Genomic DNA, 25,950 nt, shown 5'->3' with positions numbered 1-25,950 from the left:
TCATCGGGGCTGGATTTCCGGTATGGTATCGTCATAGCTGAGGACCATGACGTCTATGGCATCCGGCCCCCAGGTACCGTTAAGTACGCACATGGTATACATGTTCCCGGCTTCTATGTCAGTGAGCACGGATACCAGAGGATTTTCCTCATCCTGGGTCGGCGTCAGGTAAAAGCCGTATTCCCCGGGACGTAAGGGTTTGAAGGGGGTGACCTCTTTAAATCCCACGTCGGTGAACATAAGCTTGTTGCCGTAGAGGAAAAAGTCCATGGGCTGGCTGCCGTAAGCCAGGTTTGCAGCACGGATGCAGCCGAACCTATCGGGGAGCAGCGGGCACATGTAATCATACATTTGCCGGAGATCCAGTCCATTGACCGTCTGAATGATTGCGATGGTATATTTAATGGACAGGAAAAAAGGCAGAGTCTTTTGTAGATAAACCCGTCTGGTGCGTGTACCGGACAGCGTGATAGTCACGAAGCCGCATTTGACCGGACCGTATCCACTGACGGTACGGAAAGGGAGGCTGGGGATAAAAGACGCGTCGTCCACGGAAACCTGAAGGGCTTCTGTGTCTGCAGCAGCGTGAAAAAACCGGATATAACAGGAGGTTTCGTTCAAGGAAAACATCCTTTCAGGAAAATGCTGTTGATTTATGATATGTCGGTTACGGGGATTGGTGAAACTTATACGGAAAGAAGCATTGACATTTTTTTACAAAATGTTAATGGAAAACCCCTGTATTTTGCGCATTTTTTTAGTGAAAAAAGAACTGTTAAAATAGAGACTTTATGATATAATAAAGACGAAGCGCGAAGGAAGCGCAGAATCCATAAGGAAAGGAAGAAAAAACAATGCCCTTAGTTACAACTACTGAAATGTTTAAAAAAGCATATGAAGGTGGATACGCCATTGGTGCATTCAATGTAAACAACATGGAGATCGTTCAAGGTATCACAGAAGCCGCAGCGGAGGAGAAATCCCCGATTATCCTGCAGGCATCTGCCGGTGCAAGAAAATACGCAAACGCTGCATATCTTAAGCATCTTGTAGATGCTGCCCTGGAGATTTATCCGGATCTTCCGATCGCTCTGCATCTGGATCACGGCGCAGATTTTGAAATTTGCAAATCCTGTATTGACGGCGGATTCACATCCGTTATGATCGACGGATCCTCAAAACCTTTTGATGAGAATGTCGCCCTTGCAAAAAAAGTTGCGGAATACGCTCATGAGAGAGGCGTGGTGGTAGAGGCTGAGCTTGGTACTTTGGCCGGCATCGAAGATGATGTAAAGGTTTCCGAAGAGGACTCCTCTTACACAAGGCCGGAAGAGGTTCAGGAATTTGTAGACCGCACCGGCGTTGATTCCCTGGCTATTGCCATCGGTACAAGCCATGGCGCATATAAATTTAAACCTGGTACAAATCCTCAGCTGAGATTTGATATTCTGGAAGAAGTGGCAAAGAGACTGCCCGGATTCCCCATCGTGCTGCACGGAGCGTCCTCTGTTCCTCAGGAGTATGTGAAGATCATCAATGAAAACGGCGGCGCTCTGAAGGATGCCATCGGTGTTCCGGAAGATCAGCTTCGTCAGGCTGCAAGGATGGCGGTATGCAAGATCAATATTGATTCTGACCTGAGACTGGCTCTGACTGCCGGAATCAGAGAGCATATGGCGGCATATCCGGATCATTTTGATCCCAGACAGTATCTGACGCCTGCCAGAGCTAACGTAAAGGCAGTTGTTAAGCATAAGATCGCAGAAGTGCTCGGCTCTGCTGGAAAGGCTCTGTAACAGCAGGAGTTTTCCTACGAAACAGACAAGCGGTATGGGTTCCCATGCCGCTTTTTTTATTTTCATAAGCATAGTGACAGCACAGAAAATCCGGTGGAGAGTTCAGTGCCTGCGTTGACAAAGTATGTCGATTTTGTTAAAATATCTGCGTAAGTAAATAGCAGTGGAATGACAGCGGGCTGCTGAGTTTTCAGCGGCTTTTTCTGTGTTGGACCATGGGGAAACGAAAGATGCTTGAAAAATATGTGATGAAACAGAATAAGAAGCTGCGGTGCGGTTATACGACAGGGTCCTGTGCCGCAGCGGCGGCAAAGGCGGCGGCTTTCATGCTCCTGGGTGGCTCAGAGGTCAGAAGGGTGGATCTGATGACGCCAAAAAGAATCCTTCTGCAGCTGGATATAAAGGATATAAGCAGAGGGGAGGGCTGGGTCAGCTGCGCTGTGGAAAAGGACGGCGGAGATGATCCGGATGCCACCAACGGCTTACTCATTTACGCCCGAGTGGAGTACAGAGAGAAGGATGGAAAAGAGCCTCTTTTTGTGGATGGAGGCGAAGGAGTAGGGCGTGTGACGTTAAAAGGACTGGAACAGCCTGTGGGAGCAGCGGCCATCAATCAGGTGCCTAGGCAGATGATAAGAGAAGCGGTATCAGAGGCATGTGAAGCTTATGAATACAGGGGAAATCTGAACATTACAGTTTCAGTGCCGGATGGGAGAAGGATTGGTGAGAAGACCTTCAACCCGCGTCTGGGAATACAGGGGGGGATATCCATTTTGGGGACGACCGGGATTGTGGAGCCCATGAGCGAAGCTGCGCTGATAAAGTCCATAGAAGTGGAAATGAAAGTGCTGATATCAAGCGGATTGGAGTATCTGGTGGTGATTCCGGGAAACTATGGGACTGTGTTTTCCAGAGATGAGCTGCGGATCAGTCCTTCCCGCTCCATGAAATGCAGCAATTACATCGGGGATACCATTGACATCGCTATGGGTTTGGGAGTGAAAGGGATACTGTTTATAGGGCATATTGGAAAATTTATAAAGCTGTCCGGCGGGATCATGAATACCCATTCCCGAAATTCAGACTGCCGGCTGGAACTCCTTACATCGGCGGCGCTTAAGGCTGGGGCGCCTGTGGAAATGCTCCGGGAGCTCCTGGAAGCCCCCACCACCGATGACGGGGTGAGGATATTAAAAGAGTGTGGATATTTAAAAGGAACGATGGAACTCGTCATGGACCGGATAGGCTTTTATCTGGACCACAGGTGCCTAGGAGGCATGGAGACAGAGGCGGTCACATTTTCAAACGTATACGGGATTTTGGGACAGACGTCCGGCGCGGCTACTATGCTGGAGCGGATCCGGAAATCCTGAGACAGGAGGCGCGGTATGTTGTTCATGGTCATTTGGAGTCTGGTGAGCGCTGTTTTTCTGGGATTGGGAGTCAGCTGTTTTTTTGCGAAGAGACAGATGGGGTTCTGGGCCAATGTAAAAGCTCCGGAGGTGACAGACATCAGGCGGTATAATCGGTCCGTCGGAATCATATGGATCTTATTTTCTGTTCTGCTCTTTGTGCTTGGACTCTTTTCAAGAGGCGGACAAAATTCGCCGGGGGCTATTGTGACAATCCTGGGAACTATGCTTCTGTGCATTGCTATGATGATAGCTTACTCAGCCGTTCTGGAAAAATACCGGAAACGCCCGTGACGAGGCAGGATGGAAAAAAGAAAGGTCTCTTAAAAAAGAGGCCGGAGGATAAAGTGATGAATAATGGAAAACTTTATGGGGTCGGGGTCGGGCCGGGAGATCCGGAGCTCATGACCTTAAAAGCAGTGAGGGTGATCAGGGAGGCTGATGTAATCGCCCTGCCGGCGGCTTCGAAGGAAGAATGTGTGGCATACCGAATCGCGGAGGGAGCCGTGGAAGGAATCGATAAAAAAGAATTCCTCTGCGTTGATATGCCTATGACAAAGGATAAGAATAAGCTGGCGGAAAGCCATGACAATGGAGCCGGGCGGATTATGGAATGTCTCAGGGAAGGAAAGCAGGTGGCGTTTCTGACTTTGGGAGACGTGACGGTCTATTCTACCTATCTTTATATCCACAGAAGGGTGGCGGGGGCAGGATATCCTACAGAGATCATAAATGGGATTCCTTCTTTCTGCGCCGCTGCTGCGAGGCTTAATCTGGGACTTGTGGAGACGAAAGAAGAGCTGCATGTGATACCGGCTACTTATGGAGCGGAGGAAGCTCTGAAACTCTCGGGAACTAAGATTCTGATGAAATCCGGAAAGAAAATGGGGGAGGTCAAGGATCTTCTCCGCAAGAAGGACTGCGAAGCCTATATGGTGGAAAACTGCGGGATGGAAAATGAAAGGATTTATCGGTCTGTGGAAGAAATTGACGAAAATGCAGGGTATTATTCTCTGCTGATCGTAAAGGAGGCACATCATGGTTAATTTTGTGGGAGCAGGATCGGGCGCTGCGGATCTCATCACAGTCAGAGGAAAAGCCCTTTTGGAGCAGGCAGATGTGATTATCTATGCAGGTTCTTTGGTAAATCCGGCACTTTTGGATTATAAGAAGGATTCCTGTGAAGTATACAACAGTGCGGTCATGACCTTGGAAGAAGTTATAGAAGTGATGAAGAAGGCGGAGAAATCGGGAAAGATGACTGTGCGCCTTCATACAGGGGACCCCTGTCTATATGGTGCGGTCCGGGAGCAGACGGACGAGCTGGAAAGACTTGGGATCCCCTTTGAGTCGTGTCCGGGGGTCAGCTCTTTTTGCGGAGCCGCCGCCGCCCTTCACGCGGAATATACGCTTCCGGATGTATCACAGACTGTGATCATAACCCGAATGGCCGGAAGGACCCCGGTCCCGGAAAAGGAGGAAATTTCCCTTCTTGCCGCTCACCAGGCTACTATGGTGATCTTTCTTAGCACAGGGATGCTTACGGAACTGGAAGAGCGGCTTCTTTCCGGCGGATATGGGGAGGATACGGAAGCGGCCATCGTATACAAAGCGACCTGGCCGGATGAGCAGGTGTTCCGCTGTACGGTCTCTACACTGGCGGAGACGGCGCGAAAGAACGGGATCAAGAAAACGGCTCTTATCGTGGTCGGGAAGGTACTGGGCGATACTTATGACCGTTCAGAGCTTTATAACCCGGCGTTTACCACAGAATTCCGAAAGGCGGTAAAATAGACTGTTTTAGGAAAAAGGAGAGTCCATGCGGATAGCGGTCATCAGTTTTACGGAGACAGGAAGCCAGTTGAACCGGAAGCTGTGCGGGAAGCTTCGCGGCCTTGGATATCTGGCAAAAGGATATGAGAAAAGGGCGGAAAAGAATAAGGCGGAGGACGGGGAGAATCCACAGGAAGCGGATCAGCCGGAAAGCGTGAGAAGCTCACTGAAGACCTGGACCGGCCGGGCTTTTTTGGAGTACGACGGTCTGATTTTCATCGGGGCATGTGGGATTGCCGTGCGCGCAGTCGCGCCGTTTTTAAAAGACAAGTTCACCGATCCGGCGGTGGTAGTGATGGATGAACGGGCCGGATTCGCTGTAGCTTTGCTGTCGGGCCATGTGGGCGGGGCCAATGAGCTGGCTGCTTTAGCTTCGGGGCTCACCGGAGCTGTCCCGGTGATCTCCACCGCTACCGATGTAAACGGACGGTTTGCGGTAGATGTATTTGCTGTGAAAAATGGTCTTATCCTTTCGGACAGGAGTCTGGCGAAGCGGGTGTCCGCTTTTTTGCTGGCCGGGAATACGATTCCTTTTTACAGCAGCCAGCATGTCGGGGGAGGAAAGATACCGGAAGAGTTGTGTTTCTGTGAGACGATAGAGGCATTTCGGGAGCAGAATGGGCTTAAAGTGGCTGTGTCGGAGCAAGAACTGGACTCCGGCAAGGATACTTTATATCTGATTCCCCGTACCGTGACGGTGGGAATGGGCTGCAGAAGAGGCGTTTCTGAGGAGAGCCTGAAAGAAGCTCTTGAAAAACAGCTCTTACTTTCCGGGATATTTAAGGAGGCGCTGGAGAAGATCGCTACCATAGATGTGAAAAAGGAGGAAGAGGGCCTCCTGAAGCTTTCAAAGACCCTGGGCCTCCCTCTTTGTTTCTATTCTGGACAAGAGCTGTCCAGCGTTCCGGGAGTGTATACAGGATCGGATTTTGTAAAGAAAACAGTAGGCGTGGATTCCGTATGCGAACGGGCGGCTGCAGCAGGAAGCGGAAACGGCTGTGTTCTGCTCAGGAAGCAGGCGGGAAGCGGTATCACCATAGCGGCTGCAAAGCGAAAAATTGAAATACGGTTTGAAAAGGAGAACTGGGATTGAATACATTATATGTGATTGGAATCGGTCCGGGAGCCTATGAGAAAATGACCATAGAGGCGGCCGAGGCATTGAAAAAAAGCGACCTGATCGTAGGATATACGGTTTATGTGGACTTGATCAAAGAGCATTTTCCGGAAAAAGAATATATGAGCACTCCCATGAAACGGGAGGTGGACCGGTGTGAGCTGGCCTTTGAAGAGGCGATGAAAGGAAAGACTGTCGCGATGATCTGCAGCGGAGACGCCGGCGTCTATGGCATGACGGGGCTGATGTATGAGATAGGCGTCAGATATCCGCTTGTGGAGCTCCGCCTGATTGGAGGTCTGACCGCGGCTACCAGCGGCGCGGCGGTGCTTGGCGCTCCTCTAATTCATGACTTCGCGGTCATCAGCCTGAGCGATCTGCTGACGCCCTGGGAGAAAATTGAGAAAAGGGTCTCACTGGCGGCAGCCGCAGATTTTGTGATCTGTCTCTATAATCCCTCCAGCAAAAAAAGACAGGATTATCTGCAGAAGGCGTGTGATCTGGTTCTGGAGTATCAGAAACCGGATACTGTCTGCGGCTATGTGAAGAACATCGGCCGCTGCGGCGAGGAAGGCCATGTTCTGACCTTGGGAGAGCTGCGGGAGACTCAGGTAGATATGTTCACTACTGTATGGATCGGCAATTCTCAGACAAAGAATATCGGAGGGAAGATGGTGACTCCCAGAGGCTATCGAAACGTCTGAAAACGATCAGGAGGGTGAAGAAGGATGAATAAGGTACTGATATTCGCAGGGACGACGGAGGGACGGCGCTTGGCAGAACGGCTTTCTGGCGCATCGGTCCAGACGGCGGTCTGTGTGGCGACAGAATACGGAGAAACGCTTCTTCCGAGAGGTGAGACCATCACACATTTGACCGGACGCCTTGATGAGAAACAGATGGAATCTTTGATGGCGGCAGATGGCTTTTCCTGTGTGGTCGATGCCACTCATCCTTATGCGGTGGAAGTGTCTGCAAATATCAGAGGAGCGGCGGAGAAGAACGGTCTGTCTTATTTTCGTCTGCTTCGGGAAGAGACGGCAGGAGAATACGGCGGAAATACAGTCTTTGTAGACAGTGTGAAAGCCGCCGCAGAATATCTTAAGAAAACGACCGGAAACATTCTCGCATCCACGGGGAGCAAGGAGCTTAAGGAATATACGGAAATAAAGGATTACAGGAAACGGGTATTTGCCAGAGTGCTGTCTACTGAAGAATCTGTCTCTGCCAGCCGCAGGCTGGGATTTGAGGGAAGAAATCTTATCTGCATGCAGGGACCCTTTTCGGAAGAAATGAACTATGCCATCATGAAGGAATATGACATTCGCTACCTTGTGACAAAGTCGTCGGGGAAAGCCGGAGGATTCGAGGAGAAGCTCCGCGCGGCAGAGCATGCAGGTGCGGCTGTTGTGATTGTAGGACGGCCGGAGGAGCGCCAGGGATATTCCTATGAGCAGATTCTCGGCCTTCTGGAGAAAATGGAGATTCTTCCTTCCGGCGCGGCAGAGGAAGATGCGCCGGCTGAACACGGCCTTCAAATGAAACGAAGGGAGGCGGTGCTGGTGTCCATTGGGACAGGGGCGGTTTCTCAGATGACAGACGCGGCAAAGAATGCCTTTGATAAATGCGATGCGGTAGTAGGAGCAGAACGGATGCTGCAGGCATTGGGGACTTTGCAGAAACCTTCCTTTGTATCCTATAAAAATGAGGAAATGATTTCCTGGATGGAGGAGCACCCGGAGTATCGGAATATTGCGGTGGCATTCTCCGGCGATCTGGGATTTTACAGCGGTGCCAAAAAACTGCAGCCGCTTTTGGAGGAAAAAGGATACCTTGTCCGCTGCATTCCAGGAATGTCTTCACTGATTTATTTTGCGGCAAAGCTGGGAATCTCATGGGATGATGCAAAACTTATGAGCATCCACGGCCGATTTGAGAACCTGATACAGTCCGTGCGGGAAAATAGAAAGGTCTTTGCCCTCCTCGGAGGGAAGGACGGTGTGGGGGAGCTCTGTAAGGAGCTTCTGCACTATGGGTTATCTGATGTGCGTTTGGCTGTGGGGGAAAAGCTCTCCTATAAGGAGGAGCGCATCCGGCGGGGAACTCCAGAGACGCTCCTTTCAGAAGATTTTCACTCTCTTGCAGTGGCCTTTATTGAAAATCCCATGGCTGCCGGCCATGTGGTGACCCATGGTCTGGAGGATGACGCATTCATACGGGGAAAGGTGCCGATGACCAAATGTGAGATCAGGGCAGTATCGGTCTCCAGGATGAGGCTGTGCCGGGATTCTGTAATTTATGACGTCGGTGCGGGTACCGGATCGGTCTCTGTGGAAGCTGCGCTTCAGGCCGGGAACGGAAGGGTATACGCCATAGAGAAAAATCCGGAGGCGGCCGCTCTCCTTCGGGAGAATAAACGAAAATTTGGCGTTCCCAATTTGGAGATCATAGAAGGGGAAGCGCCGGAAGCACTGGAGACGCTTCCGGTTCCGACTCATGCGTTTATTGGAGGCTCTTCTGGAAACCTGAAGCCAATCGTCGAGCTTCTGTTCCGGAAAAATCCGGGAATACGGATTGTCATAAACGCCATTGCCCTGGAGACGGTGGCTGAAGCTGTCTCGTTGATGAAGACTTATGACACAGAAGACGGGGAGATATCCCAGGTGATGGTCTCCCGGGCAAAAAAGCTGGGGGAGCATCAGCTGATGATGGGACAGAATCCGGTCTATATCGTCAGTTTCACTGGAAAGGAAGAGATATGATGGCGGGGAAGACTCCGAGGATTCTTTTGTCGGCGGCGAGCAGCGGAAGCGGAAAAACGCTTCTCACCTGCGGCCTGCTGGAAGCGTGGAAGCAGAAGGGTGTCCGGCTGGCTTCCTTTAAATGCGGGCCGGATTATATCGATCCGATGTTTCACAGGAGCGTTTTGGGAATGGAATCCAGAAATCTGGACAGCTTTTTCACGGAAAAGGAAACACTGCGGTTCCTCTTGGAGAGAGGGGCCGGGGAAGCGGATCTTTCTGTGATAGAGGGCGTCATGGGGTATTTTGATGGTTTAGGCGGCATGTCGGCGGAGGCCAGCACCTATGAAGTGGCTGCTCTGACGGAGACCCCAGTGGTCCTCATTGTAAACTGCAGGGGGATGAGCCTGTCCGCGGTGCCCCTGATAAAGGGCTTCCTTGATTACGAGAAGCAAAAGCAGATCCGTGGAATCCTTTTAAACCAGGTCTCTCCGATGATATATGAGAAAATGAAGGCGTTGATTGAAGCAGAGCTTCCGGTAAAGGTTTACGGGTATGTGCCTAAGCTTTCTGAATGTCTTCTGGAAAGCCGCCATCTGGGCTTAAAGCGTCCCGATGAGATGGTGGATCTGAAAAAAAAGCTGTCGGGACTCGCAGAAGTGATCTCAAAGACTGTGGATCTGGAAGGATTGTGTGCGCTGGGAGAAACGGCGCCGGCTCTTTGCTGCAAAGAGCCGGATCTGAGCCGTTTTGCCTCCGGGGGGACGGTCCGGATCGCAGTGGCGAGGGACGAGGCTTTCAACTTTTATTATGCGGATAATCTTCAGCTGCTTGAGGATATGGGAGCAGAGTTGCTTCCTTTCAGTCCCCTTAGGGATGAAACGCTGCCGGATGAAGCGGATGGAATGCTTCTTGGGGGAGGATACCCAGAGCTCTATGCAGGAGCGCTATCAGAAAACACGGAGATGCTTTCGAAAATAAAAAATGTGTTGGAGGAAGGCCTTCCTTGTCTGGCCGAGTGCGGCGGTTTTCTGTATCTCCACGAGACACTGGAAGACGGGGAAGGAAAGACATGGCCGATGGCAGGTGTGATAAAGGGACATGCCTACCGTACACCGGGACTTTCCCGGTTTGGCTACATAACGCTGACGGCTAAGGAGGACACCATAGCCGGAAAGGCAGGGGAACGTTTTCCCGCCCATGAGTTCCATTATTGGGACAGTACCTGCAACGGAGATTCCTTTCTGGCAGAGAAGCCTGCGGGGAAGAGAAGGTGGAAATGTATGGTAAATCAGGGCAGTCTGCTGGCCGGTTTCCCGCATTTTTATTACTATGGCAATCCGGAATTGGCAGGAAGTTTTTTAAAGAGCTGCCGGGAATTCCGGAGAAAAAAGAGAGGATAAGACGATGGACGGAGAGATGACGATGGAAGGAAAGCTCGCGGCGCGGCTTGATGAACTGCTTCGCAGCGTGGGTCCTGTGAATGAGGACGCCGCCAGAGATACCCAGGAAAGATGGGATAGTCTTGCAAAACCTTTAAAAAGCCTGGGGCTGTTGGAAAATAATGTGGCAAAGATAGCAGGAATCAGCGGCAGCAGCCGTGTGAATCTTAAAAAGAGGGCACTTGTGGCCATGTGTGCGGACAACGGCGTAATCGAAGAGGGGGTCACTCAGACGGGAAGCGAAGTGACCGCCATTGTAGCAGAGAATATGGCGGTGGGAAGCACTACGGTGACAGTGATGGCGGAGGCGGCCGGGACCGACGTTTTTCCTGTGGATATTGGAATGGCAACGGAGGGAAGTCTTTTAGAAGGAGTTCCGAAGGAAGAGGGAGAGCTTCTTCCCAGGACTTTGCTTCAGCGAAAGGTGAGAAGGGGTACCCGGAATTTTGCGAAGGGTCCGGCCATGACCAGGGAAGAAGCGCTCCGGGCTGTCCTGGTCGGAATCGAGATAGCAGGATGTCTTAAGGCACAGGGATACGATATCCTGGCCACAGGGGAGATGGGTATCGGCAACACTACCACCAGCAGCGCGGTGGCCGCAGCGCTCCTTTCCCAGCCGGCGGAGCGGATGACCGGAAAGGGAGCAGGTCTTTCTGACGAAGGGCTGCAAAGGAAAATATATGTGATCAAAGAGGCGCTTGGAAATCTGATGCCTGACAGAGAAGATCCTATGGATATCCTGGTGAAAGTAGGAGGCTATGATATCGCCGGTATGACAGGGCTCTTTCTGGGAGGCGCCATATACCGGATTCCGGTGCTTATTGACGGGTTTATATCCAGTGTGGCCGCTCTTTTGGCGGTGAAGCTTAAGCCCCTGACAAGGGATTATATGATTGCGTCCCATGTTTCCAAGGAGCCGGCCGGCCAGCTCATATTGGATGAGCTGGGTCTTAAGCCCATGCTGTGCTGCGAGATGTGCCTGGGGGAAGGGACCGGCGCGATAGCCGCCCTGTCCGTCCTGGATATGGGCCTCACGGTTTACCACAGGATGGCTACCTTTGATGATATGAACGTGGAGCAGTATCAGCCGTTATAAGTATTTCAGAAGTACGGAGGACAACAGATGTTTGTGGTAGTGACGGGAGGAAGCGGGAGCGGTAAATCGGAATTCAGTGAAAACCTGCTCATAAAGATGGATGGCGGAAAGGGCGGCAGATTTTATCTTGCAACGATGTTTCCCTTTGACGAAGAAAGCCGCAGGAGAATTGAACGGCACAGGGAGATGAGGAAGGATAAGGGATTTACCACCGTAGAGTGCTATACCGGCCTTAACAGTCTGCGGCTGCCTGCCGTAAAAGGAAAGAAGCCGTCTGTACTTTTGGAATGTATGTCCAACCTGACTGCCAATGAATTCTACCAGAAGGGCGGAGCAGGCGCCAGAACGCCGGAGGCGGTCATGGAAGGAATCAGAAACCTGAGAGCGCAGACGGATAATCTGGTGGTGGTGAGCAACGAAGTGTTTTCCGACGGCGTATCTTATGACGCATCCACAGAAGCGTACAGGAAAGCCCTGGGGGAGATCAACCGGAGAATGGCGGCAGAGTCAGATGCCTTGATAGAGGTCGTGTATTCCATTCCCATCTATCACAAAGGAGGACCGTTATGATAAATTCCTTTTTGCTTGCCTTTGCCATGTATTCTAAAATACCGGTGCCGCGGGCCGATTGGTCGGAAGACAAGATGAAATACGTCATGTGTTTTTTTCCCCTGATCGGTGTGGTCATAGGCGCGCTGATCGTCGGGTTCGGAGTGCTTTGCAGCCGTTTGGATACGCCGGAGCTTCTGCGGGCTTCCGGTCTCACGGTAATACCGCTTTTGGTGACGGGGGGCATCCATATGGATGGCTTCCTGGATACGACAGATGCGCTTTCCTCATACCAGAGCAGAGAGAGAAAGCTGGAGATTCTGAAGGACTCTCATACGGGAGCCTTTGCCATAATCGTCACAGGAATCTACCTGGTCGTCTCTCTGGGCATGTGGAGCGGCATGCCGGATGAATATCTGACGGTCATGGCTGTCTCTTTCGTATTTTCCAGGGCCCTCAGCGGAATGTCTGTGGTGACTTTTAAAAATGCCAGGAAGGATGGTCTTCTGGCCGCCTTTTCCACCAATGCGGAAAAGTATGTCACCCGCTTCGTATTGGCAGTCTTTCTTTTGGCAGCCGGCGCCGGTATGATCCTTTTGGATTGGAAAGCAGGACTTTTTGCCGCAGCCGCAGGCCTTTTCGTCTTTTGTTATTACCGCTATAAAGCTTATAAAGAATTTGGAGGTATTACCGGCGATCTGGCCGGCTGGTTTACGGAACTTTGTGAGCTGTTCATGGGAATAGCCGTGGTAGCCGCCTGGTATCTGCCGCTTTAGACGGCACGGGATGGGCGGCCGGCATTGTACGGGAGAAAGTTCATAAGGATAACGGACAGACCATGACACAGCTATTATTTTGTGTTAAAATGATAAGGAGCAGAATATGGTGTTGATAATCGGAGGAGCTTACCAGGGAAAAACAGAGGCTGCCCTTGAAATAGCCGGAGAAGAACCAGACCGGGTGATGAACAGAGTCCATGAATGGATCAGGGGGCGCATGGATGCCGGCGCCGGCCAGGATGAGATTCGGGAAGAGTTGTTTGGGATAGCGGAGTGCAGGAAGGATATGATATTTGTGGCGGATGAAATTGGCTGCGGTATCGTGCCGGTAGATGTGTTTGAGAGAAAATACCGGGAAACAGCCGGCAGGATCCTCTGTGATCTGGCAAAGCAGGCAGACGAGGTTTACCGGGTCATGGCGGGGATTCCCGGAAAGATCAAAGGATAGAGCATGAAGATATATTTAATCCGGCACGGAAAGACTTCGGGAAATCTTCTTGGCCGTTATATCGGGACGACGGATGAGCCGCTCTGTGCAGAAGGAAAAGAGGCGATTGCAGCCGGGCTTTCTTTTCCGGATCCGGAGGCCGTATACGTGAGCGGCCTGCTCCGAACGAAAGAAACCGCGACTCTTTTGTTCCCATCGCTGCCCGCTCGGATCAGGACGGGCTTCAATGAGTGTGATTTCGGAAGATTTGAGAATAAAAATTATAAAGAGCTTGAAGGTGTACCGGATTATCAGTCCTGGGTGGACAGCGGCGGCACTCTGCCGTTTCCGGGAGGAGAGAGCCGCAGTGCTTTTGCAGAAAGATGCTGCCGGACTTTTTATCTCGCTGTTGGTGAGCTCTTGGAAGAAGAAGCCGGTTCGGCAGCCTTTGTAGTCCACGGAGGGACGATCATGTCCATTCTGGAGCGATTCGGCTCTCCGAAACGGAATTTTTATGAATGGCAGGTAAAGAACGGACAGGGATTTTCCGCATGGCTATGCGAAGAAGCCTGGAAGTCCGGGGACAATAAACTTACAGATATCAGGGGTGTTCCGTGACATGAAATATTTTGCATTTGCGCTTGGCATAGGGTTTCTTTTGGACATGCTTTTTGGCGACCCCTGCCGGCTGCCGCATCCGGTCTGCCTGATTGGCGGCCTGATCTCTTTCTTAGAAAAAAAGATACGCAATTTTTTTCCGGATACGAAGGGAGATCAGATGGCCGGCGGGGTTTTGCTGGTCTTTCTGGTCTTAGGTGTTTCCACGGGCATTCCATTTCTGCTTCTTTATCTGGCCGGCATGGTGCATCCATATCTGCGGCTGGCTATAGAAAGCTTTATGTGTTATCAGCTTCTAGCGGCGAGATCCTTGAAAAAAGAGAGTATGAAAGTTTACAGACAGCTGAAAAAAGGAGATTTGGAGCGCTCCAGGAAAGCGGTCGGCCGGATTGTGGGCCGTGATACGGAAAAACTCTCTGAAGAAGGCGTCATAAAAGCGGCGGTGGAAACGATAGCGGAAAATACTTCAGACGGTGTGATCGCCCCCATGCTTTACATGGCGTTTGGCGGAGCGGTGCTGGGGTATTTCTATAAAGCTGTCAATACTATGGATTCTATGATCGCATATAAAAATGAGAAGTATCTGTATTTTGGGAGGGCAGCGGCTTGGCTGGATGATATCTGCAATTACATTCCGGCCAGAATCTCTGCATTCCTGATGATGCTTTCCAGTGTTTTCTTGAAGATGGACTGGCGGAATGCCTGGATGGTGTTCTGGCGTGACCGCCACAATCATGCCAGCCCCAATTCGGCACAGACGGAATCTGTCTGTGCCGGGGCTCTGGATATCCAGCTGGCGGGGGACGCCTGGTACTTCGGAGTTCTTCACAAAAAGAAGACCATCGGAGATGCGAAACGGCCGGCTGCTGTCGAAGACATACGAAGAGCCAACAGGCTTATGTATATGACGTCAGTTCTCGGACTTCTCTTCTTTATGGGGTGTTCTCTTCTTTTGTACCGTGTGATATTTAAACTGGGATGAGGTGGCGCAGGTGAAACATATACATGGCGGCAATATATATCAATACGGAAAGATTCTGGATTTTTCTGCGAACCTGAATCCCCTCGGCATGCCGGAGAGGGTGAAAACGGCGGCCAGGGAAAGCATTGACCGGTCAGAGCATTATCCGGATCCTTATTGTACGGAGCTCCGGGAGGCCATTGGCCGGGCAGAAGGAATCAGCCCGGGACATATCATATGTGGAAATGGAGCCGCTGAACTTATTTTTCTGCTGGCGGCGGCCAAAAGGCCAAAGCAGGCGCTTCTCACGGCCCCGACATTTGCCGAGTATGGGCAGGCACTGGAGGCTTTTGGCTGCCGGTGCCGTTATTACCCTTTGGATCGGGTGAACGGGTTTCAGATTGGAAGGGATTATCTGGAGGCTCTGACAGAAGAGACAGACATTGCGTTTTTGTGCAATCCCAATAATCCCACAGGTATGCTTACCGGCCGGGATTTTTTAAAGGAAGTACTGTTAAAATGCCGGCGTCTGGGGATTTTTCTCGTACTGGATGAATGCTTCCTGGAGCTCACGGGAGAAAAGGAGCGCGTTTCCATGGCCGGAAGCATATCGGAGGGCGGAATTTTTCTTCTAAGGGCATTTACAAAATCCTATGCCATGGCCGGTCTCCGCCTGGGATATGGAATGACGGCGGATACGTTTCTTATAGAAAGACTGAATGAGCTGAGGCAGCCCTGGAGCGTATCGGTGCCTGCTCAGGCCGCAGGTATCCAGGCGCTGAGGGAAACGGATTTTCTGGAGGCTTCCGTCTGTTATATAAGGAATGAGCGGCAGTGGCTTTTGGAACATATGAGGAGTTATCCGTTTACTGTATATGAGGGAAGTGCCAACTACCTGTTTTTTCACGGTGACAGGACGGATTTGAAGGAAGCTTTGGTCCGCCGCCGCATCCTGATCCGGGACTGCGGCAACTACCAGGGACTCTGCCCTGGATATTACCGGATAGCGGTGCGTACAAGGAAGGAGAATGAAACACTCCTCAATGCCTTGGGACAGATATACGGCGTAGCGGATTCGGAAGTGGAATAAGAGCCCGGAGATCAGGCGGAAAGTGACAGGAGGACAAACACATGGCGAAAGCACTGATGATACAGGGGACCATGTCCAATGCGGGAAAGAGTCTTTTGACGGGCGGGCTGCTGCGGGTCATGAGACAGGACGGATACAAAGTAGCGCCGTTCAAATCACAGAATATGGCGCTTAATTCCTTTATCACCAAAGAGGGGCTGGAGATGGGAAGGGCCCAGGTCATGCAGGCGGAAGCGGCGGGAATCGAGCCCTCGGTGCGGATGAATCCGATTCTGTTAAAACCTACCAATGACACTGGATCCCAGGTGATCGTGAATGGAGAAGTGCGAGGGAACATGGCGGCGCGGGACTATTTCCGCTATAAAAAGGCGTTGGTTCCCGATATTATGAAAGCATACAACTCTTTGGCGGAAGAATATGATATAATTGTCTTGGAAGGGGCGGGAAGCCCCGCAGAGATCAATCTGAAATCGGATGATATCGTCAATATGGGCATGGCAAAGCTGGCAGGCGCTCCTGTGCTTCTGGCCGGAGACATTGACAGAGGCGGGGTATTTGCCCAGCTGGTCGGAACGGTCGCTCTTTTGGAAAAGGAAGAGCGTTCCATGATAAAGGGGACAGTCATCAATAAATTCCGGGGCGATAAGACTATACTGGATCCCGGCATACAGATGCTGGAGGAGAGAATCCACATTCCTACTGTAGGGGTCATTCCGTACCTCCATGTGGATATAGATGATGAGGACAGCCTGACAGAGAGGTTTGACCGACATGAGGGCGGAGGGCTTGTGGATATCGCGGTCATCCGGGTGCCCAGAATTTCCAACTTTACGGATTTCAGGCCGCTTGAAGCTATGGAGGGGGTTACGCTCCGGTATGTGACGGCGGCGGGACAGCTGGGAAAGCCTGACATGATCCTTCTCCCGGGAACGAAAAATACCATGGAAGATCTTTTGTGGATGCGTCAGAACGGACTGGAGGCTGCGGTGATAAAGGCTTCTTTTGCGGGAACAATTGTCATGGGTATCTGCGGCGGCTATCAAATGCTGGGGGAGACGCTGTCGGATCCTTTTGGAGTGGAGGCCGGAGGCAGTATCCGGGGCATGGGACTTCTGCCTATGGATACGGTATTTGAAGAGCATAAGACCAGGACACAGGTAGAAGGAAAATTTCGGGATGTGTCCGGTATTCTGGCCGGCTTGTCTGGCGTCCGGTTCAAAGGCTATGAGATTCACATGGGAAAAAGCAGCTTAAAAGGGGACGGAAGTCCGCTTACTTGGCTCGACAGTGTCGGAAAGGCTGACGGCGCTCAGAGCGGAAGCATTTATGGTACATATGTCCATGGCATCTTCGACGAGGAGGCTGTTCTGAAAGCTGTGATTGGCAGCCTGTATGAAAAGAAGGGACTGGATATTTCAGAAGTTCAGGCTTTTGATATGGAAGCTTATAAGGAAAGGCAGTATGATATTCTGGCCGATGGGATAAGGCAGGGCATGGATATGAATGCGGTATACCGTATTCTGGAGGCCGGTTTATAGACCTATAAGGGAAAGGACGGCTGCATGAAGGGATTGATACAGATTTACTGCGGCGATGGAAAAGGGAAGACGACGGCGGCCATCGGACAAGCCGTGAGGAGTGCCGGGACAGGACTCACTGTGGTGTTTTCCAGATTTTTAAAGACAGACGCGTCCGGAGAACTGGCGGTACTGCGGGATATACCTGGAGTTGTGATGATACCCTGTGAGAAGAGTTTTGGATTTTATTTTCAGATGAGCGAGGAGCAGAAGAGGGAAGCGGCTGTAGTGTATCAGAAGGTATTCCGCCAGGCTGCGGCTGCTGCGGCAGCCGCAGCCGGAAAGAACGATACGGTTTTAATCATGGATGAGATCATAGCGACTTACAACCATGGCTTGATCGATCGGGAAGGACTGCTCGAATTCCTCCGGACGAAGCCGGATAATCTGGAAGTCGTCATGACAGGACGCGGCCCGGCCCCGGAGCTCATGGAAGCGGCTGACTACGTGTCGGAGATAAAAAAAGTGAAACATCCGTTTGATAAAGGGATTGCCGCCAGAAAAGGTATTGAATATTAGGAGGAAACGATGAAAGTAACGTTGGAGAATGTCCTGCCCGGTGAGATTGAAGCCCGCAGTTTTGAGATCATCACAGAAGAGCTGGGAGGCCGGAAGCTTGATGAGGACAAGGCGCCGGTAATAAAACGTGTCATCCATACTTCAGCGGATTTTGAATACGCGGACACTCTTTGTTTTTCAGATGGTGTCATCGGAAAGGCGCTGGAGGCTATCCGGTGCGGGGCGTCCATAGTGACAGATACTCAGATGGGACGGTCCGGGATCAATAAAAGATCCCTGGCCCGGTATGGGGGACAGGTATACTGCTTCATGGGAGACGAGGATGTGGCGCGTCAGGCGAGAGAAAACGGCACTACGAGGGCGGTGGCGGGCGTTGATAAGGCAGCTTCCATGGAAGGGCCTCTTATCTTTGCCGTCGGCAACGCGCCCACAGCACTGGTCCGTCTGTATGAGCTGATCAAAGAAGGAAGGATTCATCCTGCATTGGTCATCGGAGTACCGGTGGGATTTGTGAATGTAGTTCAGTCTAAAGAGCTGATCATGGCAACAGAGGTGCCTTATATCGTGGCGCGGGGACGGAAAGGCGGAAGCAATGTGGCAGCGGCCATTTGTAATGCGCTGCTGTACATGATTGACGAGACGAGGGGACAGTGATATGAAAAAAGACAGCCAGAAAAAGCTGGCGGTCCTGCTGGGAGTCCTGTGTCTCAGCCTGATTCTCATCCTGTCAGCCTGCATGATGGTATTTGAAAAGCATGAATCCCGTGCATCTGGACGGTGGCGTGAGGCCATTGAGCTGGGCGACATCTATCAGGAGGAAGGAAGCTATGAGGAGGCGGCCATTTCTTATCGAGAAGCTATTTCTTTGGAGCCCGGAAGGGATGAAGAACCCTATGTAAAGCTGGTGGATATTTATCTTCTGGAGGGAGATTACGAATCCGCCCAGAGCGTCATCGAAGAAGGAATGGGGTGCCTGGGTACATATCCTGAGCTGGAACGCCAGAGCAGAGTCGCGGAAGCTGGCCTTTCTGGCGAGTCACAGACCGTCATTAAGTCGGAGACCATGGAGGAGTCAGAGACCATGTGGACGGAGTCAGGGGATTCTTCTGGTTCGAATCTGGATTTTGCAGAGGGCTATTGCCTGGCTGCTCAGGGAGGACTCACTGCTGCTGTGGCGGAAGGAACAGGTGTGAATATCTATTCACAGGGACAGGTGCTTTGGGAACTGTCGATTCCAGGGATATACTGTCAGATCGCCTTTAACGGAGACGAACTCATTTATGCCAAGAAGACGGAAGAGGATGCCTATGCGATCTATCGGAATGAGATCAATGGTTCCGGTGAGCAGATAATTGGAATATGTGAAGATATTCCGGAGCCTGTCGGACGGATCGGAGCAGACTATTATTTTTTATCCGGCCCCGGGGAAGGGGAGACGAGTAATCTGTATCGGGTAAATATGGAAGACAGCCAGCCTGTTCTCGTCATGGAACGGATCGGCCGGGCACAGTGCTGCGGAAGCTATATGTATTGTATGGAGCAGGCAGACGGCATGGACGCGGAGGCGGTCTTGTATCAGATTGACGGAGATGGGAATATCATGGAGATATCCGCAGACTGCCGTTATATGGAGATGCGGGACGGAGCCTTGTATTTCGCAGAAGCGGAGGGGACAGGGCAGTCATATGAATGGTCAGCGCTCATCTTTTACCGGTATGATCCGGCAAAGGAGCTTTATACGGTTCTGGGGGAATCCAAGTCCGAAGACGGCTTTGTGATTTCCATGACTTCGGATTCAGCCGTTTATTGTACGGGGGCTGAAAGAGGGAACCGGTACAGTTGGGTTTATTATGAAGTGGATTTCCTGCAGGGAACAGAATCGTTTTTGACGGAGGAGATTTCCTGGATGGATGCATTTGCCGATGATACGGAGATTTATCTGTTTGATTACAATGACAGGATTCTTTATCAGGTCATGGATAATGGTATTTTGGAGAGCAGGCAGAGTATTTCGGAAGATGCGTCGATAAAAAGTATTTATGATGGATGGATTTATGCAGAGTCAGATGACGGCCAGAATATTGTGATATATGGCTATGGACCGGTCTGACGGCATGATGACATAGATGACTTAAGAGTCACAACATGGAAAAATAAGGGAGGAAAAGAGGAGAAAATGAAAAGAAGAAAACAATGGATCGGATTGGTATTATGTGTGCTGCTGGCAGCAGCAGCAGCGTTTTCCGGCTGCGGGAAAAAGATAACCGCGGAAAGCCTCATGAAAGAAGTACAGGCAAACGTGGAGAAGATCAGTTCCATGAGTGCGAATATGAAGCTGGATATGGGAATGTCCGTGGAGCATAGCGGCGTGAGCGTGGATATCGATGTGAATATGGATGTTGACATGGACGTCATTCAGGAGCCTATGGCAACCCATATGAAAGGAAATGTTTCCATGAGTCTGATGGGCCTCAGCGTGGATATAGAATCCTATACGGTAGTTGAGGACGGAAAAGCCGTAACTTATACGAAGAGTATGGACCAGTGGACCAGAACGGAGGCTGAGCTTCCGGAGGAAGATCAGATGGAATCCATTCAGTCTTTGTTTGACAGCTCTGTGGCATATACGCTGAACGATAAGCTGGAGAAGGTGGACGGGAAAGACGTGTATGTCCTGAGATCCAAGGTTTCCGGCGATCTGATGGAAGACATGATGGGAGAGATGTCTGACAGCATGGGAGAGATGTCAGGAGAAATGGACTGGTCGAAATTCAGCGCTGATGTGACCATGAAGATTGATAAAAAGACTATGCTTCCGGTGGAAATGATCATGGACTGCAGTGAAGGCATGTCTCAGCTGATGGATGGCGCTGCCGAAGAAAGTGGTGCGGAAGCTTATGTTGACAGCTTTATTCTTACTTTTGCTTATACGGGATTTGATAATGTGAATGAGATCGTAGTACCGGAGGAGGCGAAATCCGCTTCTTCAGACGGAACAGGAGACAACCAGCTGGATGACTTCCTGGGCGGAAACGGAAATGAACCGGGGAGCACGGAAGAGGGTACTCAGGCAGGTGAGAGCGAGAGCGGAGAGGAAGCCGGCATCACCCCCAACGCCGACGGCAGCTATACGCTTAAGAATTATTTTGGTGACGGGAGCGTAAATGTCGGCGCTCCGGACGGCTATGTACTGAATCCGTATTCGGATGAAACATATCTTGCTTTTACGGATACGAACGATCAGGATTTCGACGACGTGTATCTGACCTACCGGCTGAGCTCCGACTACACGGAAGAGCAGCTGGTCCAGGACCGCAAGGACGATGTGGCATATTACCAGGAGGATGATGACTATACCAACGTGGAGGTGCAGGAGCTCAAAAAAGTTCAGGCAGGCGGAAGAGAAGTCGGCTACATCAAGGTGAGCTATACCTTTGACGAAGACAGCAACTATGTGGAATACTATGCGTGGACTTTCCTGGACGGGAACCTGGTTCTGGAATGTTCTATTGAAGAGCATGCTTACCAGCAGGAATGCGCTCTGATTGACGAGACGACCATAATGGAGACGCTGTTTTCCAAAATATCGCAGTAAATGTTAAGTTTCATAAAATAATGACGGGAAAGCCATATGGCTTTCCCGATTTGTTTTAAAAATTTATATTCCTCAACTGGTTTTTTCTACAAGGGAGCGGCTTCTTTGGCATGTGTTACGAAGATATTCCGGACAGCGGGATATTCTCCGAGCCCCTTAAGGATACAATCCACTTCGTAACCTTCCCTTTGGAACTCGTTTTTCCAGGAATCCTTTTCTTCCCCGGCCATGTCGTTGGTGGCATGGTCGCCGGCCACGATCATCAGCGGGGCCAGAAGAATCCGTTTAGGAGCTTTTTTACGGACCAGCTCTTTAACAAGGGACAGATCCGGATACCCTTCTACAGTGCCGATATAAACATTGGTGTGCCCGTCTGCTTTCAGCATATAATCCAGCGCAGGATAGACAGCATTGGCGTCATGCTCCGTCCCGTGGCCCATGAAGACCAGAAATTCATCGTCTTCCAAACTGGAGAATTCACACATGACTCCGTCGATCAGGGCACGATAGTCATCGGTGGTAGTCAGGAGAGGAGTGCCTACACGGACAGAATGAAACTTGTCCAGATAGGAACGCACCGTATCCAGCATGATATCATTTTCGATACCGTTGATGATGTGGGTCGGCTGAACGATAAGATCGGTAAAGCCGTCCACAACAAAGGATTCCAAAGCTTCTTCCACCGTATATACACGGAAGCTGTCCCGTTTTTGCAGCTTCCGGATGATCATGCCGCTGGTAAAAGCGCGGCGGAGTTCACACTCTGGAAATTCTTTTCCGATACTTTCTTCTATAGCCTGTATATTATTGACCAATGAATCATGATAGCTGGTCCCAAAACTGACGACCAGGATTCCTGTCTTTTGCATGGATATTAGGCTCCTTTATCGTTCTTAACTGTTTTTACTGCTGATTTCCCGCTTCTTTTCTATGCCGTTCTCTCATTACGCCGAAAAAATAGAAGAAGATGCCGGAACCAATGGCCGCCTGAAGGCAGAACAGCAGGGATTCCGTTTCTCCGCCGGGAGGCTCCAGAACAGGAGAGGCCCAGACCTCATAATCAGGATCGATTTCTGAGATTGCGTCTTCGGCCGCCCCGTCGGCGCCGCCGAATTCAGAATCTTTGTTTATGGCAAGAGGGATGACTGCGATCAGTACGCAGATTAAAAGCAGGATCAGGACGGTCTTCCATTTGCCCGAAGATGTTTTTGTCTGTTCCATCATGCAAGTCCTCCCTTCTTAAAATATCCAAGATCTGTGAGCTCGCTCTTTGCGTAAGTTTCCAGTCCCATGATCACGATGGCGGTAAGGATGCCTTCGATGACTGCCAGGGGGATCTGAGTCACCGCAAATATTCCGAGGAACTCGAGAGAGGAGCCGGCGACGCCGTTTGTTCCAGGATGAGCCATGCCCAGCTGGACGGAAGTCACGCAGTAAGTGAAGAGATCGCCCAGGAATGCCGCAAGGAACACGGACACCAATTTCGGACATTTAAGCTTTGTGGCCAGCTTGAACACGCCATAGGAAACGAATGGACCTGCAATGGCCATGGAGAATGTGTTGGCGCCGAGGGTAGTAAGTCCGCCGTGGGCCAGAAGGATAGCCTGAAAGAGAAGGACGATAATGCCCAGTACGCTCATGGCACAGGGCCCGAATAAGATGGCGCCCAGGCCGGTTCCGGTGGGATGGGAGCTGCTTCCTGTTACGGAAGGAATCTTCAGAGAAGAAAGGACGAACGCGTAAGCTCCGACCATGGCCAGGATAGTCAGTGTCCTCCTGTGCTCTGAGACAGTCTTTTTAATGGAAAAAAGTCCTGCCAGCAGAAAAGGGATACAGACGGCGCCCCAGCCGATGGCGTGGGAAATAGGAAGATATCCTTCCATGATGTGCATGGCATTGGCGGCAGGCATGATTCCAAACCCCAAAGCAAATGCGCTGGCGGCAACGACCAGCTTCCTTTGTTTCTTAGTCATAGGTATGACCTCCTTAAATAGTATAAAATAAAAAGCCTTTTCTGGTCTGGACCGGAAAAGGCATAACGGAAAGAATCTGCTTAATACCGTAACAGATTCTGTCTGCATTACACCGAAACCATCGTCGCAGCTTCTGTGCAAAAATGGTGTCATCAGGCAGGTCTCCTGGCTCGGGTCTCCTCGATGGATTCGCCTTCCCATCCGCAGACAGTGGCGTCTGAATCCTCTTTCTTCCCTTACAGTGGCGGGACCGCGTAAGAATCTCACTTACTTCCCTATTCTCCGGAGCTTGCGGCTCCGGCACCTGAAGGCACTAGATTTTCATTAAAAGTCTATCACCTCGTGAAACCATTGTCAATAAAAAGTGGTCCGTCAAACTGAAGTTTTCCCTCATTCAGGGAAAACTTCCAGACACAGCTGTTGGAGAGACCGAGCCGTTCCATACCGGCCATGATACCGTGGACGGTATCATGTGTAAACGTTTCTCCGGACAGGGTCTGAAGGGCCAGCATGACATCACCATGAGTGACTACGGCGGCCGGTGTTTTTCCTTTTTCCAGTGACAGAAGCGCCTCTTTGGCACGGGCAGCCACCTGGGCATAGGACTCTCCTTCAGGATGGGGGATGCGGAAAGGATCTGCCTGCCAGGCTTCGTAGGCCCGAGAGTCGGAATCTTTGATTTGTGCCCATGTTTTTCCTTCCCAACGTCCCATGTGGGTTTCTTTCATGGAGGATAGCAAAAAAGGAGTGAGGCGAAGGACTTTTCCAAGTATCTGAGCTGTTTCCAGCGCCCGTGTAAGAGGGCTGGAGTATAATGCTTTTATAGGCAGAGCCTTAAGGGATTCAGCCAGGGCTTCTGCCTGGCTGCGGCCGGCCGCGTTCAGCGGAATATCAGTCTGGCCCTGCATGATGCCGCGGGCATTCCAATCGGTCTGACCGTGCCGGATAAGGTAAATTTCCAAATCGTTTCCTCTTTCTAAAGATGTAATAAATGTTTTATAATATGGTATCGTATCATATGGACTCTGTTTATGCAAATAACCGGGACGAATAGAGCAGAAAATCCGGCATAAAATGAACTGATGACGGAAAAGCCGGGTAGGTATCCATGAAACGAAAACCTTATTACCAGAAAAAAAGCATCCAGAGAAAATGGGCGGCAGTTCTTTTTTCTTTGGTCATAGCCGTGCTGGCGGCATGCCCGGCAGTTCCCATACTGGCGGAGGAACCGGCCGGATCCGGCCCCTCAAATGGAGAAGAGACGGTATCTGTACCAGAGGAGCTGGGACAGCTGTACGCCGTTTCTGCCGTGCTTCTGGACGGGGATTCCGGACGGATCCTTTTTGAGAAAAACGGCCGCGAGGCAAGGCCCATGGCCAGCACTACGAAGATCATGACCTGTATTCTGGCTTTGGAGACACTTGACGAGGATATGGCTGTCACAGTTTCCGAGTATGCCGCATCTCAGCCAAAGGTTCATTTGGGTATGCGGGCGGGGGAAGAATACCGTCTTGGGGATCTGCTGTATTCTCTGATGCTGGAATCCCATAACGATTCGGCCGTGGCCGTCGCGGAAGCGGCCGGAGGAAGTGTGGAAGGGTTTGCGGAAATGATGAACAAGAAAGCGAGGGAGATCGGATGTGAGGACACTTGTTTTCTGACGCCTAATGGTCTGGATGCGGAAAAAGATGTGGACGGAGAAAAAAAAGTCCACTCCACGACTGCGGCGGATCTGGCGCGCATTATGCGCTATTGTACCATGGAATCGCCGGCAAAGGAACGGTTCCGGGAGATCACGGGAACAAAAGATTATGCTTTTTCGGCGGCAGGGAGAAGCTTTTCCTGCTATAATCACAACGCTTTTTTATCCATGATGGAAGGAGCTTTTTCCGGAAAGACTGGTTTTACGGGAGATGCGGGATACTGCTATGTCGGGGCTCTGGAAAAGGACGGGAAGACGTTTATCGTGGCTCTTTTGGCCTGTGGATGGCCGAACAATAAGAGTTACAAATGGAGCGATACCAAAAAACTGATGGGCTATGGACTGAAGAATTACCAATACCGTGAGATCTATAAAGCGCCGGAGCTTAGGCCGGTGCCGGTGTTAAATGGAATACCGGAAAGCGGAGAACTTACGGACACAGCGGAGATCGGACTTGTGGAGGTAAAGGAAGAGGGAAGCAGATGGGAGCTGCTGATGAAAGAGGGCGAAGAAGTAAGTATTGAACAGACGCTGGAGGAGAGCCTTGAAGCTCCTGTGACAGCAGGGCAGACCGTGGGAAGGATTGTTTACAGCCTGAACGGTGAAACGGTGGCAGCCAGCGAGATCCGCACGGCGGGGCGGGTGGAAGCGGTCAGCTTGTCTTGGTGTATTTCTAAAATAATTGATAATTTTTTGATAAATTTCTAAAAACCGTGTCAGTTT

At 51.0% G+C, this 25,950-nt stretch carries 27 protein-coding genes and 1 riboswitch; of the genes, 22 read left to right on the top strand and 5 right to left on the bottom strand.

The genetic code is table 11. The features are described 5' to 3' along the window. Entirely contained in the window at positions 1-621 is a 621-nt protein-coding gene (locus LQE92_RS01010) for a DUF4397 domain-containing protein (protein WP_231061156.1), read from the bottom strand. Between the two features lie 233 nt (positions 622-854). Between LQE92_RS01010 and fba the strand changes: the two genes are divergently transcribed. From fba to LQE92_RS00905, 21 genes are all read left to right on the top strand, one after another. After that, the gene (gene fba / locus LQE92_RS01005) at positions 855-1,796 is read left to right on the top strand and encodes a class II fructose-1,6-bisphosphate aldolase (RefSeq protein ID WP_231061155.1); all 942 of its coding nucleotides are present in this window, start codon (positions 855-857) and stop codon (positions 1,794-1,796) included. Between the two features lie 230 nt (positions 1,797-2,026). Next, on the top strand, positions 2,027-3,169 hold the full coding sequence (cbiD, locus tag LQE92_RS01000; RefSeq protein WP_231061154.1) for a cobalt-precorrin-5B (C(1))-methyltransferase CbiD: 1,143 nt from the start codon (positions 2,027-2,029) through the stop codon (positions 3,167-3,169). A 15-nt stretch (positions 3,170-3,184) separates the two neighbouring features. Continuing rightward, positions 3,185-3,502 carry a hypothetical protein gene (locus LQE92_RS00995; RefSeq protein ID WP_231061153.1) on the top strand — a complete coding sequence of 106 codons (318 nt, stop codon included), beginning with the start codon at positions 3,185-3,187 and terminating at the stop codon, positions 3,500-3,502. Between the two features lie 56 nt (positions 3,503-3,558). Further along, positions 3,559-4,254: a precorrin-2 C(20)-methyltransferase gene (gene cobI, locus LQE92_RS00990; RefSeq protein WP_231061152.1), complete on the top strand. Its 696-nt coding sequence runs from the start codon at positions 3,559-3,561 to the stop codon at positions 4,252-4,254. Continuing rightward, the gene (gene cobM, locus LQE92_RS00985) at positions 4,247-5,002 is read left to right on the top strand and encodes a precorrin-4 C(11)-methyltransferase (RefSeq protein WP_231061151.1); all 756 of its coding nucleotides are present in this window, start codon (positions 4,247-4,249) and stop codon (positions 5,000-5,002) included. Before cobI ends, cobM begins: the two co-directional genes overlap by 8 nt. A 25-nt stretch (positions 5,003-5,027) precedes the next feature. Further along, a complete protein-coding gene (locus LQE92_RS00980) occupies positions 5,028-6,134 on the top strand; it encodes a cobalt-precorrin 5A hydrolase (RefSeq protein ID WP_231061150.1) in 1,107 nt (368 codons plus the stop codon). Continuing rightward, positions 6,131-6,862, top strand: a complete 732-nt coding sequence (gene cobJ, locus LQE92_RS00975) for a precorrin-3B C(17)-methyltransferase (protein ID WP_231061149.1) — start codon at positions 6,131-6,133, stop codon at positions 6,860-6,862. Before LQE92_RS00980 ends, cobJ begins: the two co-directional genes overlap by 4 nt. A 24-nt stretch (positions 6,863-6,886) precedes the next feature. After that, complete coding sequence (gene cobK / locus LQE92_RS00970; RefSeq protein WP_231061148.1) at positions 6,887-8,920, top strand: precorrin-6A reductase; 2,034 nt, start codon at positions 6,887-6,889, stop codon at positions 8,918-8,920. Next, on the top strand, positions 8,917-10,302 hold the full coding sequence (locus LQE92_RS00965; protein ID WP_231061147.1) for a cobyrinate a,c-diamide synthase: 1,386 nt from the start codon (positions 8,917-8,919) through the stop codon (positions 10,300-10,302). Before cobK ends, LQE92_RS00965 begins: the two co-directional genes overlap by 4 nt. A gap of 4 nt (positions 10,303-10,306) precedes the next feature. Beyond that, complete coding sequence (gene cobT, locus LQE92_RS00960; RefSeq protein ID WP_231061146.1) at positions 10,307-11,437, top strand: nicotinate-nucleotide--dimethylbenzimidazole phosphoribosyltransferase; 1,131 nt, start codon at positions 10,307-10,309, stop codon at positions 11,435-11,437. A gap of 27 nt (positions 11,438-11,464) precedes the next feature. Continuing rightward, positions 11,465-12,007, top strand: a complete 543-nt coding sequence (locus tag LQE92_RS00955) for a bifunctional adenosylcobinamide kinase/adenosylcobinamide-phosphate guanylyltransferase (RefSeq protein WP_231061145.1) — start codon at positions 11,465-11,467, stop codon at positions 12,005-12,007. Then, complete coding sequence (locus LQE92_RS00950; RefSeq protein ID WP_231061144.1) at positions 12,004-12,762, top strand: adenosylcobinamide-GDP ribazoletransferase; 759 nt, start codon at positions 12,004-12,006, stop codon at positions 12,760-12,762. Before LQE92_RS00955 ends, LQE92_RS00950 begins: the two co-directional genes overlap by 4 nt. 106 nt (positions 12,763-12,868) lie before the next feature. Beyond that, positions 12,869-13,213, top strand: coding sequence for a bifunctional adenosylcobinamide kinase/adenosylcobinamide-phosphate guanylyltransferase (locus LQE92_RS00945; protein ID WP_231061143.1), 345 nt, complete (start codon positions 12,869-12,871; stop codon positions 13,211-13,213). A gap of 3 nt (positions 13,214-13,216) precedes the next feature. Continuing rightward, the gene (locus LQE92_RS00940; protein WP_231061142.1) at positions 13,217-13,810 is read left to right on the top strand and encodes a histidine phosphatase family protein; all 594 of its coding nucleotides are present in this window, start codon (positions 13,217-13,219) and stop codon (positions 13,808-13,810) included. A gap of 1 nt (position 13,811) precedes the next feature. Next, positions 13,812-14,792: an adenosylcobinamide-phosphate synthase CbiB gene (cbiB, locus tag LQE92_RS00935; RefSeq protein ID WP_231061141.1), complete on the top strand. Its 981-nt coding sequence runs from the start codon at positions 13,812-13,814 to the stop codon at positions 14,790-14,792. 10 nt (positions 14,793-14,802) lie between these two features. After that, positions 14,803-15,861 (top strand): pyridoxal phosphate-dependent aminotransferase, encoded by a 1,059-nt coding sequence (locus tag LQE92_RS00930; RefSeq protein ID WP_231061140.1) that lies wholly within the window; start codon positions 14,803-14,805, stop codon positions 15,859-15,861. 41 nt (positions 15,862-15,902) lie between these two features. After that, positions 15,903-17,399: a cobyric acid synthase gene (locus LQE92_RS00925; RefSeq protein ID WP_231061139.1), complete on the top strand. Its 1,497-nt coding sequence runs from the start codon at positions 15,903-15,905 to the stop codon at positions 17,397-17,399. 24 nt (positions 17,400-17,423) lie between these two features. Further along, complete coding sequence (locus tag LQE92_RS00920; RefSeq protein WP_231061138.1) at positions 17,424-17,957, top strand: cob(I)yrinic acid a,c-diamide adenosyltransferase; 534 nt, start codon at positions 17,424-17,426, stop codon at positions 17,955-17,957. A 9-nt stretch (positions 17,958-17,966) separates the two neighbouring features. Then, positions 17,967-18,611 (top strand): precorrin-8X methylmutase, encoded by a 645-nt coding sequence (locus tag LQE92_RS00915; protein ID WP_231061137.1) that lies wholly within the window; start codon positions 17,967-17,969, stop codon positions 18,609-18,611. A 1-nt stretch (position 18,612) separates the two neighbouring features. Next, positions 18,613-20,067, top strand: coding sequence for a tetratricopeptide repeat protein (locus LQE92_RS00910; RefSeq protein ID WP_231061136.1), 1,455 nt, complete (start codon positions 18,613-18,615; stop codon positions 20,065-20,067). 66 nt (positions 20,068-20,133) lie between these two features. Further along, positions 20,134-21,552 carry a DUF6612 family protein gene (locus tag LQE92_RS00905; RefSeq protein ID WP_231061135.1) on the top strand — a complete coding sequence of 473 codons (1,419 nt, stop codon included), beginning with the start codon at positions 20,134-20,136 and terminating at the stop codon, positions 21,550-21,552. 86 nt (positions 21,553-21,638) lie between these two features. Here the strand turns inward: LQE92_RS00905 and LQE92_RS00900 are convergent, their stop codons facing one another. From LQE92_RS00900 to LQE92_RS00885, 4 genes are all read right to left on the bottom strand, one after another. Continuing rightward, positions 21,639-22,421 carry a sirohydrochlorin cobaltochelatase gene (locus tag LQE92_RS00900; RefSeq protein ID WP_231061134.1) on the bottom strand — a complete coding sequence of 261 codons (783 nt, stop codon included), beginning with the start codon at positions 22,419-22,421 and terminating at the stop codon, positions 21,639-21,641. Positions 22,422-22,455: 34 nt separating this feature from the next. After that, positions 22,456-22,776: an energy-coupling factor ABC transporter substrate-binding protein gene (locus LQE92_RS00895; protein WP_231061133.1), complete on the bottom strand. Its 321-nt coding sequence runs from the start codon at positions 22,774-22,776 to the stop codon at positions 22,456-22,458. Further along, positions 22,773-23,525 carry an energy-coupling factor ABC transporter permease gene (locus tag LQE92_RS00890; RefSeq protein WP_231061132.1) on the bottom strand — a complete coding sequence of 251 codons (753 nt, stop codon included), beginning with the start codon at positions 23,523-23,525 and terminating at the stop codon, positions 22,773-22,775. The genes LQE92_RS00895 and LQE92_RS00890 overlap by 4 nt, the downstream gene beginning before the upstream one ends. A 138-nt stretch (positions 23,526-23,663) precedes the next feature. Next, positions 23,664-23,848, bottom strand: a riboswitch (cobalamin riboswitch). Between the two features lie 12 nt (positions 23,849-23,860). Further along, positions 23,861-24,487: a histidine phosphatase family protein gene (locus LQE92_RS00885; protein WP_231061131.1), complete on the bottom strand. Its 627-nt coding sequence runs from the start codon at positions 24,485-24,487 to the stop codon at positions 23,861-23,863. A 146-nt stretch (positions 24,488-24,633) separates the two neighbouring features. Between LQE92_RS00885 and LQE92_RS00880 the strand changes: the two genes are divergently transcribed. After that, a complete protein-coding gene (locus LQE92_RS00880) occupies positions 24,634-25,935 on the top strand; it encodes a D-alanyl-D-alanine carboxypeptidase family protein (RefSeq protein WP_231061130.1) in 1,302 nt (433 codons plus the stop codon). Positions 25,936-25,950 lie beyond the last annotated feature (15 nt).

This window comes from Lientehia hominis, from assembly GCF_021044755.1.
Taxonomy (GTDB): domain Bacteria; phylum Bacillota; class Clostridia; order Lachnospirales; family Lachnospiraceae; genus Lientehia; species Lientehia hominis.
Note: the sequence above shows the minus strand (reverse complement) of the source record. Positions and strands in the feature narration are given on the sequence as shown.